Origin of the sequence: Qipengyuania sp. NPDC077410, assembly GCF_044543405.1 — a bacterium.
GTDB classification, from domain to species: Bacteria; Pseudomonadota; Alphaproteobacteria; order Sphingomonadales; family Sphingomonadaceae; genus Qipengyuania; species Qipengyuania pacifica.
Map to the genome: position 1 here is coordinate 1,405,286 of NZ_JBITWB010000001.1, position 17,761 is coordinate 1,423,046.

Genomic DNA, 17,761 nt, shown 5'->3' on the forward strand with positions numbered 1-17,761 from the left:
GAATCCCGACAGGATATTGCGAAGAGAAAATTCCTGGATTCCGGCAAGGAGAGAAAAGCGATGACAGACTATAAGAACCTGATCGACGGCGAAATGGTCGACAATGGCGAGTGGCTGGAGGTTCTGAACCCTGCCAACGAGCAGGTGGTCGGGCGCGTACCAGCTTGCGGCAAGGATGAACTGGACCGTGCCGTCGCTGCCGCGCGACGAGCGTTCAAGGAATGGAAGAAAACTCCCCAGGAAGAACGTCAAAAGGTGGTCCAGGGTATCGCGGCAGCGATCAAGGGAAATGCCGACGAGCTCTATCGCCTGCTGACCAGCGAGCAGGGCAAGCCACATACGCAGGCGCAACAGGAAATTTACGGCGCAGCCGGCCTTGCTGCTGCGCAATCGACGCTGACATTGGATGATGTGATCAGCCAGGACGACGATACGCGTCTGTCGCGTACCCGCCGTGTGCCTGTGGGCGTGGTCGGCGGTATCGTGCCCTGGAACTTCCCGATCATGATGGCCATTCAGAAGATCGTGCCAGCGCTGGTCGCAGGCTGCACGATCGTGCTCAAGCCGTCGCCGTTCACGCCGCTGACTACGCTGCGCATTGCGGAACTGATCAAGGACGTGGTGCCGGCCGGTACGGTGAACATCATCACCGGAGAAGACACCTTGGGCCCGCTGATTACCGAGCACCCGGACATCGACAAGATAACCTTCACCGGGTCGACTGCCACGGGCAAGAAAATCATGGCAGGCGCGAGCGGCGACCTGAAGCGTATCACGCTCGAGCTTGGCGGTAATGACGCGTCGATCGTACTGCCGGATGCCGATGTCGAAAAAGTCGCAGAGCAGCTATTCTGGTCGAGCTTTTCCAACGCTGGGCAGGTCTGCATCGCGGCCAAGCGCGTCTACATTCACAAGGATATTTACGACGACCTGTCCAAGGCGATCGCTGCTTATGCAAACACCGTGGTGGTCGGCGATGGTTCGCAGCAGGGTACCGGCGTCGGCCCGATCCAGAACAAGAAGCAGTATGAGCGCGTGCTCGAACTGATCCAGGATGCGAAGGACAATGGCTACAAATTCCTGACCGGAGGCGACAAGGACCCGTCCGGCACCGGATATTACGTACCGATCACGATACTAGACAACCCTCCCGAAGATGCCCGGATCGTGGCCGAAGAACAGTTTGGCCCTGTCATGCCGCTTTTGAAATTCGACACGATCGACGAAGTCATCGAACGCGCGAACAATTCGGATTACGGCCTCGCCGGCGCAGTCTGGACCAAAGATACAGATAAGGGTGTCGAAATCGCGGAACAGCTCGAAACGGGTACGGTTTGGATCAACGAATTCATGCACCTCTCGCCGTTCGCTCCCTTCGGCGGGCACAAGCAGTCGGGATTCGGCGCCGAATATGGCGTCGATGGTTTGAAGGAATTCACCTATCCTCAGGTCATCACGGTCAAACGCGACGCGGCCGTCTGATCGCGACCCTCACTTCTGGCGGGGAGGGCCGAACCCTCCACCGCCGGGGGTGAGGATGACGAATGTATCGCCGGGCTGCATGTCGCCCGAGCCCGTGGCGCCGAGATTTTCTCGTGAGCCCTCTGCACGCTCGATCCAGTTGCGGCCCGGCGCTGCATCACTGCCGCCGCAGATGCCGCGCGGCGCGATCTCCCGCCGGTTCGCCAGCATATTGGCGCGCATCGGGTGGAGGAAAGCAATGCGGCGTTCTACGCCATCTCCGCCGCGATATTCGCCATCCCCGCCAGACCCCCGCCGAATGGAGAAGGTGTCGAGACGGACCGGAAGCCGACTTTCCAGGATTTCCGGATCGGTCAGCCGCGAATTGGTCATATGGGTCTGCACGGCGCTGGTCCCGTCATGGTCGAGGCCGGCGCCCGATCCGCCGGAGATCGTTTCGTAATATTGATCTGCGCCGTCGCCGAAGGTAAAATTGTTCATCGTGCCCTGGCTCGGTGCCAGCCTGCCTGTCGCTGCGAAGAGCGTGTCGGTCACGACCTGACTTGTCTCGACATTACCTGCCACCACGGCAGCCCCCGGGCGCGGATTGAGCATCGATCCTTCCGGTACAAGAAGTTCGACAGGACGTAGGCAGCCATCGTTCATGGGAATGGCATCGTCGATCAGCGTGCGCACGACATAGAGTGCCGCTGCGCGCGTTATGGATTTGGGCGCGTTGAAATTATCGGGCAATTGTCCACTGGTGCCCGTGAAATCGAAGACCGCCGATCGCTCATCCCGGTTGATCCGGATGGCTACCTTCACCACCGCACCGTTGTCCATCGGATAGGCGAATGTGCCGTCGTCCAGCCGGTCGAGCAGCCGCCTGACGCTTTCCTCCGCATTGGCGAGAACGTGGTTCATATAGGCGGCCACCACGTCCGCTCCCTGATCGCGCGCGGCTGACTGAAGCAGTGACTCCCCGCGGGTGCATGCGGCAAGCTGCGCGCGCAGATCGGAGACGTTGCGATCCGGATTGCGCGCAGGATGCGTAGCCGCAGCGAGGACCTCGCGCATTTCCGCCTCGCGGAAATGCCCGGCATCGACCAGCAGGGCATTATCGATAAGTACGCCTTCTTCCTCGATGGTCCGGCTTTCGGGTGGCATCGATCCCGGTGCAATCCCGCCGATATCCGAATGATGCCCGCGCGCGGCCACGAACGCGCCGGGTTCGGAAGCATTGTCTTCGAAGAAAACGGGCACGATCACGGTGATGTCGGGAAGGTGGGTCCCGCCGCGATAGGGATCGTTGAGCACATAGGCATCGCCCCGCCTGAAGCCGCGCCCGTCGCGAGCGTTGCCCCGCGCTTCGATAACGCGGGCGATACTGTCGCCCATCGACCCTAAATGGACGGGAATGTGCGGCGCATTGGCGATCAGTTCGCCCGATCCGTCGAACAGGGCGCAGGAAAAATCGAGCCGTTCCTTGATGTTTACCGAAGTCGCCGTCGACTGGAGAACGACGCCCATCTCTTCCGCGATCGCCATGAAGAGATTGTTGAAAATTTCGAGCCTGACCGGGTCCACCTCAGTCCCTGCCGCACGGTCGCGCTGAAGCGGTTCGCTGCGTGTAAGTACGAGGCTGCCTTCTTCCGCGAGCCGGGCCTGCCATCCGCCTTCGACGACTGTCGTCGATGCCGGATCGATCACCAGAACCGGACCATGCACGACGTCGCCCCGGCTCATCGCCGCGCGTTCTACGGTCTGCCATGTGCCCGAGGGCTTGCCGCTGGCGGCAACCGGCTGGGCCACTGCACTGCCGAGGCCGCCACTCATCCCGCTGGCCTCGACGCTCAGAGCCTCGACCACGATCGGCGCGTGGTCATCGGAATAGCCGAACCGCTGGCGGTGAAGGGTGCGGAACGTCCGGTCCATCGTAGCGACATCGCCGCAATCGATCTGCAGCAAGCTGTCACTGCCTTCGAACCGCAGGCGGGCGTGGCTTTCGAGCACGATCTCGCTGTTTTCGATACCTTGGTCCAGCAAGGCCCGGCGTGCCTGAGCCTCGAGATCCGCTAGTTCTGCGGCGAAACTCTCGCCGAGCTTTCTGACGAGACTGACTTCGCGGATGGCTTTCACCGGCGCCAGGCCAATACCGTAGGCGGAGAGAATGCCGGCGAGCGGGTGGACGAGAACGGTTTCCATACCGAGAGCGTCGGCGACCCTGCAGGCATGCTGTCCGCCCGCTCCGCCGAAGCAGGCGAGGGCATAGGTCGTCACATCGTGCCCGCGCGCCACACTGATCTTGCGAATCGCATTCGCCATGTTGTCGACCGCGATATCGAGGAAGCCTTCCGCGATTTCCTTCAGCGATCTGGGGTGTGGAAGCGCTTCGGCGATTTCCTTCAGACGGTTGTGGGATGCATGCGGATCAAGCGTTTGATTGCCGTCCGAACCAAAGACGTTCGGGAAGAATGCAGGGTCTATTCGGCCAAGAAACAGGTTGCAGTCAGTCACTGTCAGAGGGCCGCCCTTGCGATAGCAGGCGGGTCCCGGATCCGCACCCGCGCTTTCCGGGCCGACCGTGAAGCGTCCGCCGTCGAACTGGCAGATCGATCCGCCCCCTGCGGCAACGGTGTGGATCTGCATCATCGGGGCGGCGACGCGCACGCCGGCCACCACGCTATCGCCGGTCAGCTCGTATTCGCCCGCGTAATGCGCGACATCGGTGCTGGTCCCGCCCATGTCGAAGCCGATGAGCTTGTCATGGCCCAGTGGCTTGCCCGCAGCGACCATGCCGACGACGCCGCCTGCCGGACCGGACAGAATGGCATCCTTCCCGCGAAATGCGCCGACTTCCGCCAACCCGCCGTTCGATTGCATGAAACGCAGGCTGTCGGTTTCGGGCAGACCGGCCTGAAGCGTGTCGGTATAGCGTCGCAGGACCGGCGAGAGATAGGCATCGACGACAGTCGTGTCGCCGCGCGGGATCAGGCGAATGAGCGGCGCAACCTCGTGACTGACGCTGATCTGCGCAAAGCCCATGTCGCGCGCGATGGCGGCCAGCCGTTCCTCGTGATCGCGATATTTCCAGCCGTGCATAAGCACGATGGCGAGCGCATCGACGCCGTCGGCACGCAGCCTTTCGAAAGCCCGGCGCGTCCCTTGCTCGTCAAGGGCAGTCAGTACCTCGCCATCGGCGGAAACCCGCTCGTCGATTTCCACCACCTGCGAGGCCAGCTGTTCAGGCAGGACGATATGCCGCGCGAAGATGTCCGGCCGTGCCTGGTTGCCGATACGGAGCGCATCCCCGAAGCCGCGGGTGATGGCGAGGGCAAGCCGTTCGCCCTTGCGTTCGAGCAGCGCATTCGTCGCGACCGTTGTCCCGATCCGCAGTTCCGCGATGGGGGCATTCCCATGCCGCTCCATGAGGCGCCGCACGGCTTCGCTCGCCGCATCCGCATAATGGCCGGGATTTTCCGAGAGCAGCTTGTCGGTCACCAGTACCCCATCGGGCGTTACGGCAACGACATCGGTAAAGGTGCCCCCGCGATCGACAGCGAAGTGCCATGCCCTCTTTTTGCTGCCCGATGCCATTGTGCTGTCCCTCCGTCTGTTCGTGACCGGCCCGCAGAAACTCAGACCATGTCCTCTGGACGGACCAGGCGGTCGAATGTTTCCGCGTCGACCAGTTCCAGTTCGAGCGCGGCTTCCTTGAGGGTCTGGCCGTTCTTGTGCGCGTGTTTCGCGATCGTCGCGGCGTTGTCGTAGCCGATTTCGGGGGCGAGCGCGGTGACCAGCATGAGCGACCTGTCGACCAGGGCGGCGATCTGGTCCCTGTTCGCTTCGATCCCGTCCACGCAGCGTTCGGCGAAGCTCTCCATCCCGATCGCCAGCAGTTCGATGGAGCGGATCACGTTCGAGCCGATCAGCGGCATGAAGACGTTGAGTTCGAACTGCCCCTGCATGCCGCCGACGGTCACGGCCTGGTTGTTGCCGATCACCTGCGCTGCAACCATGGTCAGCATCTCGCACTGCGTCGGATTGACCTTGCCCGGCATGATCGAACTGCCCGGCTCGTTGGCGGGCAGCGACAGTTCGCCAAGGCCCGAGCGCGGACCGGAGCCGAGAAAGCGGATGTCGTTGGCGATCTTGTTGAGCGCCACCGCCAGCGTGTTGAGCGCGCCGGAGAAAAAGACGAGCCCATCCTTTGCCGCCAGTTGTTCGAACTTGTTCGGCGCAGGTTCGAATTCGAAGCCGGTGATCTCGCTGATCGCGCCGCTCATATCCTCGGCCCAGCCATCGGGCGCATTCAGCCCCGTGCCGACGGCGGTGCCGCCAATGGCCAGCTTGCGGATATTGCCATTGAGAGCGCCCTCGATGCGTGCCTTGCAGCTTATGAGCTGTGCGACATAGCCGGAGAATTCCTGCCCCAGGGTCAGCGGGGTGGCATCCTGCGTATGCGTGCGCCCGATCTTGACGATATCGGCGAAGGCTTCGACCTTGGCATTGAGCGAGGAGGTCAACCGGTCGAGCGCGGGGAGCAGCGCATCGCGGGTGGCGAGCGCCGTCGCTACATGAAGCGCGGTGGGGAAGCTGTCGTTCGAACTTTGCGATTTGTTGACGTGGTCGTTGGGATGGACCGGCTCCTTCCCGCCGCGCGTACCGGCGAGCCGTTCGTTCGCGATCCCTGCGATCACCTCGTTGACGTTCATGTTCGTCTGGGTGCCGCTGCCGGTCTGGAAGATGGTCAGCGGGAACTCTTCGTCATAGTCGCCTTTGCGGATTGCCGTTGCGGCGGCTTCTATGGCGTCGGCCAGCTTCCCGTCCAGCCCGTGCTTGCGATTGATGCGCGCGGCGGCCTGTTTCACCACGGCCTGTGCATGGACGATCTGGATCGGCATGCGCTGGTGAGCGGGGAAAGGGAAGTTTTCCAGACTGCGCTGCGTCTGCGCGCCCCAATAGGCGCTGCTTGCCACATCGATCGGTCCGATGGAGTCGGTTTCGGTTCTCGTGTCGGTCATGGTGTCGCTCCTGATACTCGCGCAGACGTCGACCCGATTAGGGTGCTATGATCGCGCTGGCCACCCGTGGGCCGCCGACCCACCTTCCGTTTCTTGCATATGTCGTTGCGCCGCGGACAATTGTTCTGTTCGTGGGGGCAGGTTAGGACGCAAACGAAGGAGATGGCCTGTGCTGTATTCACTCCCGAACCGGCTGCGCCCGATACTTCTGCTTCTTGCGCCACTCTTGGCAATCTTTGCCGCGCGCATGGCCACTCACAGTGAAATTGCCGCTCGCTATCCGCGCACTGCCGCCTTGTGCTTTCTATGGATTGCCGCCGACAGCCTAACATTGGCGCTCATCGCAAAGGCGCCGCGCAACCGGCCGCAACTGCGCGCCGTGCTGGGCGCAATCGCGACGGGTTTTCTGGTCGCGACCCTGGGCGCTGCCGATCCGGTCCGCGCTGCGCTGCTCGACATGCACGCCGTAGTTCTGGCGATGGCTCTGACCGTGGCCACTTATGCCGGGTGGAGCCTGTGGCGGGCCATACGGGTTTTTCAGCGAACCGGGTCTATCGCAGAAGCCGCGCAGCAGGTGCTGCCCGAATTGCTTGTACGCATGGCAGCGTATGAATTCACCATGCTTCGCCTGGCGCTGTTCAGCTGGGGCGCACAGCCCGATGTCCCTGCGAAAACGCAGAGCTTCAGCTGTCACCGGATAGTCAATCCGATGATTGCCACTTTGCTGGTACTTCAGCTGATCGAGATTGGAGTGATGCATCTGCTGGTCAGCCACTGGAGCGCCACGGCAGCATGGATACTGTTTGCGCTGGGCGTCTGGGGTTTGCTTTTCACCATTGCACTGATGAAGGCGTTCCGGATTTATCCCGTGCTGATGGACGAAAACATGGTGCGTGTGCGGGCAGGAACGCTGACCGACTTCGCGGTGCCGCATTGCGAGATTGCAGGCGTCGATGCGGCCATTTCAATGGAAGACACCAAACGCAGCGACGTTCTAAATGCCGCCATTCTGGCGCATCCGAACATTATCTTGCGGCTGAAGAAGCCAATCCGGCATCGCGGGCTTTTTGGTAAAACACGGACGGTCGAGCGGGTGGCATTCCGGGTCGACGAGCCAGAGCTGTTCCTCACCGCGCTGCGCGAACGTATTTAGTCGGACCCGAGGCACTTTTGCGTTGCATTGCGGTAGCGTTTGCCCACATCGTCAGAACAGAATGCTGCGCCAATACGAACTCGTAGAGCGGGTCAAGGAATACGACCCCGACGCCGATGAGGCGATGCTCAACCGCGCCTATGTCTATACGGTGCAGAAGCACGGCACGCAGACCCGGGCCAGCGGCGATCCCTATTTCAGCCATCCGGTCGAAGTCGCCGGCCTGATGACCGATCTGAAGCTCGACCAGGAAACCATCGCCACCGCGCTGCTCCACGACACGGTGGAAGATACGCTGGCGACGATCGACGACATCGAGGCGAATTTCGGCACCGATGTCGCGCGGCTGGTGGACGGCGTGACCAAGCTGTCCAAGATCGAGCAGATGCCCGAGAACGAGCGCGCGGCGGAAAACCTGCGCAAGTTCCTGCTGGCCATGAGCGAGGATATCCGCGTGCTGCTGGTGAAGCTGGGCGACCGGCTGCACAACATGCGCACGCTGCATTTCATCAAGAACCCGGAAAAGCGCCAGCGCATCTCGCGCGAGACGATGGACATCTATGCCCCGCTGGCAGAGCGGATCGGGCTGTACGAATATATGCGCGAGATGCAGATGCTCGCTTTCGAACAGCTGGAACCCGAAGCCTTCCGGACCATCACCCAGCGGCTGGACCAGATCCGCAGCGAGGATGGCGGGCAGGTCGATGCCATCGCGCTCGACATGAAACACGCGCTGGCGGAAGCCGGGATAACCACCGAAGTATCGGGCCGCGAAAAGCACCCCTATTCGATCTGGCGCAAGATGGCCGAGCGCCATGTGAGCTTCGAACAGGTGACGGACATCATGGCCTTCCGCATCATCTGCGAGGAAGTGTCGGACTGCTACCGCGCTTTGGGTGTGCTGCATACGACGTGGCAGTTCCTGCCCGGCAAGTTCAAGGACTATATCTCGACCCCGAAGAACAACGGGTATCGTTCGCTCCATACCTCGCTGATCTATGGCAAATCCATGCGGGTCGAGGTGCAGCTGCGCACCCGCGAAATGCACCGGATCAACGAATTCGGCTTTGCCGCGCACTGGGCCTACAAACAGGGCAATCGCCCCGACGGGCAGGTTGCCTGGCTGCGCGATCTGATCGAGATCGTGGATGCGAGCCACGATCCCGAAGAGCTGCTGGAGCACACGCGGCTGGCCATCTACCAGGATCGCATCTTCGCTTTCACGCCCAAGGGCGCGCTGTTCCAGCTGCCCAAGGGGGCGACGCCGGTCGATTTCGCTTTCGCCGTTCACACCGATCTGGGCGCGCAGACGGTGGGCGCCAAGATCAACGGGCGGCACATGCCGCTGCGCACGCAGCTGAACAATGGCGATGTGGTCGAGATCATCAAGAGCGCGCAGGCCGATCCGCAGATGAGCTGGCTGGGCTTCGTCGTCACCGGCAAGGCGCGTGCGTCCATCCGCCGCGCAGTGCGCCTGAAGGAGCGCGCCGAAGTGGCCGAAATCGGCAAGAAGCTGTTCGACGAGATCGCTTTGCGGGTGCCGGCAAAGATCGGCAAGAAAGCCCAGCGCGAGGCGTTGCGGCGATTGGAAATGGACGAGGAAGAGGATCTCTATTACGCCATCGGATCGGCCAAGATTTCCGATCGCGAGGTGATGGAGGCTCTGGTTCCGGGAAGCACGGCAGAGCTGGAGGACGAGCCCGACTGGGCGAAGAGCGGCAAGGCCCTGTCGATCCGCGGGCTGACGCCGGGCGTCGGCTTCAAGCTGGCGGAATGCTGCCACCCGGTACCCGGCGATCGGATCGTCGGGCTGCGCAAGCCCAATGAAGGCGTCGAAGTGCACACGATCGACTGCCATCACCTCGCCAGCGGTATCGACAGCGACTGGCTCGACCTGTCGTGGGGCAAGCGGTCGCGCGGGGCCACCGGGCGCCTGCGGGTGACGCTGTACGACCGGCCGGGCACGCTGGCCGAGATGGCGGGTATCTTCGCGCAGAACCATGTCAACGTGACGAGCCTCGACCAGACCCAGCTCGACCATCCGTTCACCACCTACGAAATCGATCTGGAAGTACAGGACGTCCCCCACCTCAACCGTATTCTCAGTGCCCTGCGCGCCAGCGATTCCATCGCTCAGGCGGAGCGGGTATGACCGCCGTCATCGGCATCGACCACGTGCAACTGGCCATGCCCCATGGGGGCGAACCGCATGCACGGCGTTTCTGGGTCGATGTCATGGGACTTGCCGAGGTGGCAAAGCCCGCACATCTGGCCGTCAACGGCGGCTGCTGGTTCGAAGGCGCCGGTATTGCCATCCACTGCGGGGTGGAGGAAGGTTTCCTCCCGTCGCGCCGGTCGCATCCGGCATTGTTGGTCGATGATCTGGCCGGCCTGGTGGCCAAGCTGGGCAAGGCGGGGATCCGCTACAAGCCGGGTAAGGATCTGGAAGGCTATCGGCGCGGCGATATCGCCGACCCCTTCGGCAATCGCATCGAATTGATGCAGAAGGTCTGACGCGGGACGAGGCCGCGCATCCGTTTGGACGGCGGCGCTTGCCAATCAGCTCATATCTCGCGCCATCGATGCGGCGTCATTCGCTGCCCGTGCGCCGGACCGGCACCGGAATATTGCAGATATCCGCGCCGCCCGCCGGCACGATGAAGAAGGGGTCGCGGCGATTGGCGCGCGCCTCGGCATAGCGGGCGAAACTGGCGCCGTCTGTCGCGAGATATTCGAACGAGGGGCGCTCGGATGCGGGAAGGTCGGCAGCCACCCGGACGGTGAGGATCGGTGTGCGCATGGCTTCGTTTTCGTAAAAGCCGAGCTGGCCTTTGCCGCGCGGCAGGCTGGACAGATGCTCGATCCCTTCGACCACCCTGCCGACGAGCGCGATATTACGGTCGAGATGACGCGGCGCATGCCCGATGACCGTGTAGAGTTCCGCCCCCGTCCCCGCATCCGGGGACATGTTCCGTCCGACGCCCACCATGCCGTAGCAATGGATCGGCCAGACGGCTGCAGGCTCGCTTTCGTCGTCGGCGCCGATATTGGATGCCAGCGGCCACCCGCGATCGAACAGCGAAAGCTGCGCGTAGGAATCGACGAGGCCGTTGGCGATGATCACGCCAGCCGTTTCGTCGCTCGTCGAAAGCACATGGCCGGTTTTCAGCGCAAGGTCGCGGGTCGAATCCGCCAGGAGGGTGGACAGGCCGATCGCCTCGCTAGGCGCCGTGTAGTTCCGCTCGTCCGTCGCGATCAGGCCATCGGGCAGAGGCTTGGCCTCGCCCGTGCTTTCGGGATTGTCGTAATTGGCATCGCCCCACTGGGCGACATAATTGTCCTGCACGCGGTTGACGGTGATGTCGTCGAACCAGCCGGCACGCGCGAACGTACGAATGTTTGCAACCCAGTCTTGGCTGAAAGGCGCCGGCATGAGCTGGATCACCACCTTGCGTTCCGATCCGTCCGCAGCGGGAGCCAGAGTCATCACCAGCAGATCTTCGGGCGGGATGACGACCCATTCGTCCGCGGGGGCCTGATCGACGATCTCCGCAGGCGAGGGCGGCGCGGGCGCTGCCTCCTGCGCGAAGGAGGGGGCGGCGAGCGCAAGCAGCGCGGCGAGGGAAATCAGCGGTCTCGTCATCGCGCATGGCGTGCCACCGTGCGCTGGAAAACAAAAGCCCCCACCTGCGCATTGTAGGGGCAGGAGGGGGCTTCGAGACGGAGTTCGCAGGGTATGCCTGATCCGCGCAGCTCCGTCGCAGCCCGGATATTACTCCCATTTATGCAAATGCCAATAACACGCATCCCGTCCCGGCTTGCGGAATCATCGCCTCGCCGCTAGAGGCGCGCCTTCCTTGCTTGGCATGTCCGGGCGGGGAATGCGGAGCAGTGGCCGAGTGGTCGAAGGCGCACGCCTGGAAAGTGTGTATACGGTAACCCCGTATCGAGGGTTCGAATCCCTCCTGCTCCGCCACTTCCCTGTCTTTTGCCGACACGTAGACGGGGCGCCGAGGCTCCCTACAATCCGACGAATTCTTCGCCCAGGGCGAGGGGGCTTTCAAACTTTTCGTCCTCGGGGGCGCCGACGGCCGGTTTGGCGCGCACGTGTTTCTCGTTCTTCACGCAATCGACCATGAAGGCGCCGAGATCTCCTATGCGGCAGCGGAAGGCTTCCTGGGGCAGGTGTTCTTCATCGACTAGCAATTCGCCGTTGGCCGGCTTTTCGATGAGCCAGGCGGGACGCACGGCGGTCCATTCGAGATTTGTCGCCTCTTCCAGAGACGTCTCCATTTCCTTCATCTGTTCCAAGATGTTGTGCAGCGCCGGGACTACCGTGAGCTTGAACCACTTCGGCAAGCTGGGCTGATCGGCGACGAAGGCCGCAGAGATCACCACGATCCGGTCGATGCCAGCACGTTGCATGCCGTCCAGGATATTGCCGGTGCCCTTGGTGTAGAGCGGGGGAGGGGACATGGCATTGCTTGGCGAGAAGGCGACACCCAGCGTCGAAATTACCGCATCGCAGCCTTCCATTGCGTCGGCGAGATCGTCTTCGAGCACGTCTGCCTGGCGATAGGTCACACCTTCGAGGCGGTCCTCCTCATCCGGCTGCGAGCGGTCGATAGCCACGACCTCGAGCCCGGCGCGCAAGGCATGTCTGACAACTTCGCGACCGGTTGCGCCGCTGGCGCCGAACACTGCAATCCGTTTCTGGCTCAAATTCGATACTCCCGCATCCCGTTTGCCGGGATAAATTGTTGCAATTGACCGTTTCCAAACCGCAATTCCGACCGCTATGTTCCCTCGCACGCGCAGGGAATTATCGAGTTTCAGGCTGCCTCGGCGGGGTCGATCCATTTATCCGGGAGTGATGCGAATGTTTGCCGGCAGTTATTGCGGAAGCCCACCGGGCCTCCACGAAATCGCCATGCGGTGGAATTTCGACCCGGCACTGATCGCTGTCCTGGCATGCGGGCTGGCCTTGGCGTTGCGGGCACGCAACCGGTTGGCAGCCTCCGGGGTCGCGCTGCTTGCGGTCGCTTTCGTTTCGCCGCTCTGTGCTGCGAGTGTTACGCTGTTTTCGGCCCGCTCGGTCCATCATCTTTTTCTGATCGCGGCTTCGCTGGCCTTTGCGATGGCGGTCCGTGACAGCGGCGCGTCGAACCGTATCGTGCGGGCGCTGTCCGGCCTTCACATCCCGGTTGGCCCTGCAGCGATCGTCATGACCGTCGTGCTATGGGGCTGGCATGTGCCGGCGCTCTACGATGCTGCGCTCTCCAACATGCTGGTGTACTGGGCGATGCAGCTGTCGATCCTCGCGACGTCCTTCGCATTCTGGCATGCGGTTTGCCGGGCGGGCGCGGTGGGTGCAGTTGGCGGGCTGCTGGGCGGCATGGTGCAGATGGGTTTTCTGGGCGCACTGCTGACATTTGCGGCGCGGCCGTTCTATCTGGTCCATATCGTCGCTGCGCCATCATGGGGAATTTCGGCGCTGGCCGACCAGCAACTGTCCGGGCTCATCATGTGGGTCGGCGGGATGGCGCCTTTCGCGATCGGCGCAGCCGTGATCGCTCGCAAGGCGTGGCTGCGTCAGGACGACATCATGCCCGTCGCCGGCATTGTCCGGAACCCGGCCTGAGATGATTCTCTCCCTCGTCAAGGCGGTTCACATCGCCGCTCTCATCATATGGTGTGCAGGGCTGGTGGGTCTGCCGCTCATGCTCAGCAAGCACGAAATCGGGGAGGGTCAGGGCAGCTATGCCCAGCTGCGTCTACTGACCCATCGCGCGTATTCCTATTTCGTGACTCCCGCTGCCATCATTGCCATTACCGCAGGGACCGCACTGATTTTCCTGGCTGGGGCCTTCACCCTGTGGATGTTCGTGAAGCTGCTGGTCGTCGGCGTTCTGGTCTCGCTACACGCTTGGATCGGGCATCTGGTGATCCTGATGAGCGAGAGACGGGGCAGCTTCGTTCCGCGAAGTGCGCTGCCCACGCTCCTGCCGATCGTCGTCGCGATGGTGGCGATCCTGTTTCTGGTACTGGGCAAACCAACACTGGACAGCTTCGCCCCGGCCTGGCTGGACCACCCGCTCGGTCATGAACTCCCGGTCGACGAGACCCCGATTTGATACTCGAAAACAAGCTTGCCCCCGTGCCAGCCGGTGAACCCGGTGAAGGCGACGGCGAAGGCGGAGATCATGATGCCAAATGGCAGCACGGCCTGTTCGTACCCGAGCAGTCTGAAACCCCAGTTCATTCCCAGAATGGACAGCAACATCACGGCGATGATGAAATGCGTCCAGCTGGCGGCGCGCTGACGGATACCGGGCACACTGAGCAGCTCGATCGTGCCGGTCACCCCGGCGAGAACGCCGAACAGAAACGCCATGCCGGCCGCCCACAACCCGGCCCGCGCCCAGAAAATGTCGCCGGTCCACCAATAGAATATGTCCGCACCAAGAACGCAGGCGGTCAGCGCAATCGGGAAAGCAACCAGCATCGCATGAATTGGATGACCGGCCAGAGCGATGCGCGATTCAAGGCGATGAAAATTGGGCTGCTGTTCGACCGGATCGACCAGCTCATCGGGGTTCCCCTCGACCAGTTCCTTTTCGGCAACCTCTTCGTGCAACGTGTCGGTCAATGGTTTCATCCTTTGCGTAATCGGGTGCGTGCGGCGAGCGCGACGTTCGCTCTCGCCCCTCTTGCGGCCTGCAACGGGTCATTGTCCACAATCGATCCTGCCGGACCGTCCGCCTTGCGGGTGGCAGACCTGTGGTGGTGGATGCTTGGCGGGTCCCTGTTGTTGTCGGCCCTGGTCTTTACGCTTCTATTCATGGCTCTGTTCAGGCGCGGTATCGCAGACCGCCAGAAGCCGGATCGAAAGGGTGTGTGGATCGGTTGGCTAGGCCTGGCCATGCCAATCGGCGTTCTTTCGGTTCTGCTCGTCTACGCCCTTTGGGTGGGCGAGCGCAGCCTGCCCACGGGCACCGCAGCAGTACGGGTCGAGGCTACCGCCTACAATTACGGTTGGACATTCTGTTACGAAGACGGAAGCTGTTCGGAAGGGGTGATGCGCATTCCAGCCAAACGCCCGGTGGACATCGACATAACGGCCACCGACGTGATCCACAGCCTCTGGATACCCCGACTGGCAGGCAAAATGGATGCGATCCCCGGCCAGGTTAACCGCCTCAGGATCGAAGCCGAAGCGCCGGGGCGTTACGAGGCCGTCTGCGCAGAATATTGCGGCATAGGCCACGCCGATCATCGTTTTGTGGTCCAGGCGTACGACATTGGCGATAGGCCGGACGGACTGGAGGCGGCACGATGAAAGCAATCCAGCTCCACTGCGATCTGACGCGCATCTGGGAAGGCGAGCCGGGCTGGCGCGGCGTTCTCACCAGCGTCAGCCACACCGATCTGGGCAAGCGCTTCATCATTGCAGCAGCTGTTTTCTTTGGGATCGGGGGCGTGCTCGCCATGCTTATCCGGGCTCAACTTGCGACGCCCGAGAGCGCTTTCGCCGGGCCGGAGGTCTACGGACAGATATTCACGATGCATGGCAGTATCATGATGTTCCTGTTCGCCATTCCCATGCTGGAAGGGCTGGCCATCTATCTGCTGCCCAAGATTCTTGGCGCGCGCGATCTCGCCTATCCGCGGCTGACTGCTCTTGGCTGGTGGTGTTACCTGTTCGGCGGTTCGATCATGATCCTGGCGCTGCTGGGCGGCGTGGCGCCCGATGCGGGCTGGTTCCTCTATCCGCCGCTGTCGGGCAAGGAGTTTACGCCCGGCGTCAATTCGGATGTTTGGCTATTGGGCATTACCTTCGTCGAGATTTCGGCGATGTGCGCCGCGATCGAAATCGTGGTGACTATCCTGAAGTTCCGCGCTGCGAACATGTCGTTGACCAGAATGCCGATCATGGCGTGGTATCTGTTGGCAACGGCTGGAATGATGATCTTCGGCTTTCCGCCGCTGATCCTCGGGTCGATCCTGCTGGAACTCGAACGCGCGTTCGGCTGGCCGTTCTTCCAGCCCGAACTCGGCGGGTCGCCGCTGCTCTGGCAGCACCTGTTCTGGCTGTTCGGCCATCCGGAAGTCTATATCATCTTCCTGCCGGCGGCCGGTGCGCTGTCCACCATCATTCCTGTCATGGCACGCACACCGCTCATCGGGTACGGCGCGATCGTGACCGCGGTCATGGCGCTCGCCTTTCTCAGCTTTGGCTTGTGGGTCCACCACATGTTCACCACCGGCATTCCGCACATGGCGCTGGGCTTTTTCTCTGCCGCATCGGTCCTGGTGGCGATACCGACTGCCGTCCAGATATTCGCCTGGATCGGTACGATCTGGGCAGGGCGACCGAAATTCACGCTGCCGATGTATTACATAGTCGGTTTTTTTATCGTCTTCGTGCTGGGCGGCCTGACGGGCGTGATGCTTGCGATCGTGCCCTTCGACCAGCAGGCACACGATACCGCTTTCGTAACTGCACACCTGCATTACGTGCTTGTCGGTGGGTTCGTTTTCCCGATGCTGGCAGCGGCTTACTACTGGATGCCACACGCCACAGGGCGGACACGCGTGATGCGATTGGGCATCGCCGCCTTCTGGCTGATCTTCATCGGTTTCAACCTGACGTTTCTGCACATGCATCTGACGGGTCTGCTGGGTATGCCGCGTCGCATGTACACCTATCCTGCGGAAGCGGGATGGACCTGGCTCAACCTCATATCCTCCGTCGGTAGTTTCATGCAGGCCTTTGGTTTCGGCCTCTTCGCGATCGACATCGCATTGCAGCGCCGGGTCGGCAATCGTTCGCGACGTGACCCATGGAATGCCGAAACCCTGGAATGGGCGATGCCTACCCCGCCGCCGCAGTACAATTTCGCCAGCCTGCCCACGGTCGACTGCCGCGAACCGCTTACCCGCGATCGCCTGCTGGGTGCGGGCCTCGCTGCCGGCAGGGGGTTGCTGGGCCGTACGATCGGCCACCGCCGAGAGACGCTTGCCGTGGACATGGTTACTGGCGCGCCGGAGCATGTTGCGATCCTGCCCGGGCCAAGCATTGTTCCTTTCCAGACCGCTCTGGTAATCGGCGGCTTCTTCCTGTCGATGCTGTTGAGCCTGTATTGGCTGGCGCCGGTTTTCATTCTCGGTACGGCGGTCATGGTCTGGCGCTGGACAGCGACGACTGGAACAACCGAGGACGACGGTCCTGTCGATACCGGACATGGTGATCGAGTGCCCACCAGTTTCGCGGTGCGCGGCAGCGTGGGTTACTGGGGCAGTGTGCTGGCAATCGCGGCGAGCGCAACGCTGTTCGCCTCGCTGGTGTTCGGCCATTTCTTCCTTTGGGTCGTTGCCCCCAACTGGCCTCCGCCCGGCGACTTCGGCGCGTATTTCCTCGAACCCGTGCTGGTGACAGCAGGTGCACTCCTTGCTCTGGCCGCAGCGCGGATCGGGGCGCGCGATTTTGCACGATCGAGAAATGGCGCCATGATATCTGCTTGTGGTCTCGCATTGGCCATTGCCGGTCTTCTCATTGGTGCAATTCGCCACTTGCCGGGCCCCGGCGAGCATTCGTTCGCCGCCGTCGGCTGGACACTGACAAGCTACGCGGTTTTCTCGGCAATTGTTGGGCTGCTCGCGCAGGTATTCATAACCCGGCGGATCGCGAGCGGGCATACGACCTCCGACCGCCCCCATGAATTGCGCATCGCTGCGGTGTGGAGTGATTACGGGGCCGCCGTCGCACTGGCTGTCGCCTGGATACTGTCGCTTTCGAGTGCATCGCTATGACGGCGCTGATCCGCATGATCTCCGGCCTTGTATTGTGGAGCATCGCTTTCGCAGTGCTTTACGCACTGCAAGGGCTGGGCTGTGCACGAGGCTGGACCGATCCGGCCGTATTCGGCCTTACGCAGACGAAGGCGGTTCTGCTTGCGGTCTGGGCGGGGCTGATTGCCTCACAGGTCGTCCTGCTGCTTTGGCTGATGCGACGGCGCGATACGCAGATGGAGCGCATCGGCATAGCGATCGGGTGGATCGGCCTCGGCGCTACCGTCATAACGGGGCTGCCGATCCTGGCAATATCGACCTGCTTCTGACG

General features: G+C 62.3%; 14 protein-coding genes and 1 tRNA gene. 10 read left to right on the top strand and 5 right to left on the bottom strand.

Annotated elements, in window-relative coordinates; all coding sequences use genetic code 11:
- Nucleotides 1-60 precede the first annotated feature (60 nt).
- The gene (locus ACIGGE_RS06835) at nucleotides 61-1,482 is read left to right on the top strand and encodes an aldehyde dehydrogenase family protein (RefSeq protein ID WP_103025127.1); all 1,422 of its coding nucleotides are present in this window, start codon (nucleotides 61-63) and stop codon (nucleotides 1,480-1,482) included.
- 9 nt (nucleotides 1,483-1,491) lie between these two features.
- On the opposite strand, the gene ACIGGE_RS06840 is transcribed toward ACIGGE_RS06835, so the two are convergent.
- Together ACIGGE_RS06840 and fumC are read right to left on the bottom strand one after the other, a co-directional pair.
- Nucleotides 1,492-5,058, bottom strand: coding sequence for a hydantoinase B/oxoprolinase family protein (locus ACIGGE_RS06840; RefSeq protein ID WP_397489751.1), 3,567 nt, complete (start codon nucleotides 5,056-5,058; stop codon nucleotides 1,492-1,494).
- A 41-nt stretch (nucleotides 5,059-5,099) separates the two neighbouring features.
- Entirely contained in the window at nucleotides 5,100-6,485 is a 1,386-nt protein-coding gene (gene fumC / locus ACIGGE_RS06845) for a class II fumarate hydratase (RefSeq protein ID WP_301641771.1), read from the bottom strand.
- A 169-nt stretch (nucleotides 6,486-6,654) separates the two neighbouring features.
- On the opposite strand from fumC, the gene ACIGGE_RS06850 reads away from it, so the two are divergent.
- The 3 genes from ACIGGE_RS06850 to ACIGGE_RS06860 all read left to right on the top strand — a co-directional run bounded on the left by ACIGGE_RS06850 (nucleotide 6,655) and on the right by ACIGGE_RS06860 (nucleotide 10,152).
- A complete protein-coding gene (locus ACIGGE_RS06850; RefSeq protein ID WP_397489752.1) occupies nucleotides 6,655-7,638 on the top strand; it encodes a hypothetical protein in 984 nt (327 codons plus the stop codon).
- Between the two features lie 61 nt (nucleotides 7,639-7,699).
- On the top strand, nucleotides 7,700-9,790 hold the full coding sequence (locus ACIGGE_RS06855; protein ID WP_103025131.1) for a bifunctional (p)ppGpp synthetase/guanosine-3',5'-bis(diphosphate) 3'-pyrophosphohydrolase: 2,091 nt from the start codon (nucleotides 7,700-7,702) through the stop codon (nucleotides 9,788-9,790).
- Nucleotides 9,787-10,152, top strand: coding sequence for a VOC family protein (locus tag ACIGGE_RS06860; RefSeq protein WP_397489753.1), 366 nt, complete (start codon nucleotides 9,787-9,789; stop codon nucleotides 10,150-10,152). Before ACIGGE_RS06855 ends, ACIGGE_RS06860 begins: the two co-directional genes overlap by 4 nt.
- A gap of 76 nt (nucleotides 10,153-10,228) precedes the next feature.
- Here the strand turns inward: ACIGGE_RS06860 and ACIGGE_RS06865 are convergent, their stop codons facing one another.
- On the bottom strand, nucleotides 10,229-11,281 hold the full coding sequence (locus ACIGGE_RS06865) for a peptidylprolyl isomerase (protein ID WP_397489754.1): 1,053 nt from the start codon (nucleotides 11,279-11,281) through the stop codon (nucleotides 10,229-10,231).
- A gap of 242 nt (nucleotides 11,282-11,523) precedes the next feature.
- On the opposite strand from ACIGGE_RS06865, the gene ACIGGE_RS06870 reads away from it, so the two are divergent.
- A tRNA-Ser gene (locus ACIGGE_RS06870) sits at nucleotides 11,524-11,614 on the top strand.
- Nucleotides 11,615-11,658: 44 nt separating this feature from the next.
- Here ACIGGE_RS06870 and ACIGGE_RS06875 read toward each other — a convergent pair.
- On the bottom strand, nucleotides 11,659-12,360 hold the full coding sequence (locus ACIGGE_RS06875) for an NAD(P)-dependent oxidoreductase (protein ID WP_397489755.1): 702 nt from the start codon (nucleotides 12,358-12,360) through the stop codon (nucleotides 11,659-11,661).
- A gap of 157 nt (nucleotides 12,361-12,517) precedes the next feature.
- Here ACIGGE_RS06875 and ACIGGE_RS06880 point away from each other — a divergent pair, with 157 nt between their 5' ends.
- Both ACIGGE_RS06880 and ACIGGE_RS06885 read left to right on the top strand, forming a co-directional pair.
- Nucleotides 12,518-13,279 (top strand): cytochrome c oxidase assembly protein, encoded by a 762-nt coding sequence (locus tag ACIGGE_RS06880; RefSeq protein ID WP_397489756.1) that lies wholly within the window; start codon nucleotides 12,518-12,520, stop codon nucleotides 13,277-13,279.
- Between the two features lies 1 nt (nucleotide 13,280).
- A complete protein-coding gene (locus ACIGGE_RS06885; RefSeq protein WP_196847626.1) occupies nucleotides 13,281-13,772 on the top strand; it encodes a CopD family protein in 492 nt (163 codons plus the stop codon).
- Here ACIGGE_RS06885 and ACIGGE_RS06890 read toward each other — a convergent pair.
- Nucleotides 13,739-14,287, bottom strand: a complete 549-nt coding sequence (locus ACIGGE_RS06890; RefSeq protein WP_234003226.1) for a DUF2231 domain-containing protein — start codon at nucleotides 14,285-14,287, stop codon at nucleotides 13,739-13,741. The genes ACIGGE_RS06885 and ACIGGE_RS06890 overlap by 34 nt on opposite strands.
- Nucleotides 14,288-14,368: 81 nt before the next feature.
- On the opposite strand from ACIGGE_RS06890, the gene ACIGGE_RS06895 reads away from it, so the two are divergent.
- From ACIGGE_RS06895 to ACIGGE_RS06905, 3 genes are read left to right on the top strand one after another with little or no spacing between them, the layout of a single operon-like run.
- A complete protein-coding gene (locus ACIGGE_RS06895) occupies nucleotides 14,369-14,977 on the top strand; it encodes a cytochrome c oxidase subunit II (protein WP_397489757.1) in 609 nt (202 codons plus the stop codon).
- Complete coding sequence (gene ctaD, locus ACIGGE_RS06900; protein WP_397489758.1) at nucleotides 14,974-17,451, top strand: cytochrome c oxidase subunit I; 2,478 nt, start codon at nucleotides 14,974-14,976, stop codon at nucleotides 17,449-17,451. Before ACIGGE_RS06895 ends, ctaD begins: the two co-directional genes overlap by 4 nt.
- Complete coding sequence (locus tag ACIGGE_RS06905) at nucleotides 17,448-17,759, top strand: hypothetical protein (RefSeq protein ID WP_397489759.1); 312 nt, start codon at nucleotides 17,448-17,450, stop codon at nucleotides 17,757-17,759. Before ctaD ends, ACIGGE_RS06905 begins: the two co-directional genes overlap by 4 nt.
- The last annotated feature ends 2 nt before the right edge of the window (nucleotides 17,760-17,761 follow it).